This is a genomic window from Pseudoalteromonas sp. 20-MNA-CIBAN-0454, from assembly GCF_040308685.1.
Classification (GTDB): domain Bacteria; phylum Pseudomonadota; class Gammaproteobacteria; order Enterobacterales; family Alteromonadaceae; genus Pseudoalteromonas; species Pseudoalteromonas nigrifaciens.
In genome coordinates this window covers 1-260 of sequence record NZ_JBEOOB010000190.1, presented here as the reverse complement: position 1 = coordinate 260, position 260 = coordinate 1, and the positions used below count along the sequence as shown (strand labels likewise).

Here is a 260-nt window from a genome sequence, read left to right as displayed (position 1 = left end):
ATATTGTCTTTTTCTAGTTGCCGGATCAGTTCCGGTGACAACTGCTGATTGCCACGACCCAATATATGCCCTTGCCCACCGATTAATGTAATCACTAGCTTGACGCTAGAATACCTTTTTTTATCGGCAATCAACGCGAGTAATTGTTGCGCGGTAACATCCTTAGCAATCACGCTTTTATGCTGAATAACATCAACACCAAGCAAAGTATTTTCTAAACCAAGGTCTTCCATGACTGCCGCTACGGTGCTGCCTGAACC

Annotated in this window: 1 pseudogene; it reads right to left on the bottom strand. The window is 44.2% G+C overall.

The features are described from left to right. Window positions 1-260 (bottom strand): annotated as a pseudogene (locus tag AAEZ22_RS18470) (ATP-NAD kinase); the annotation flags it as partial.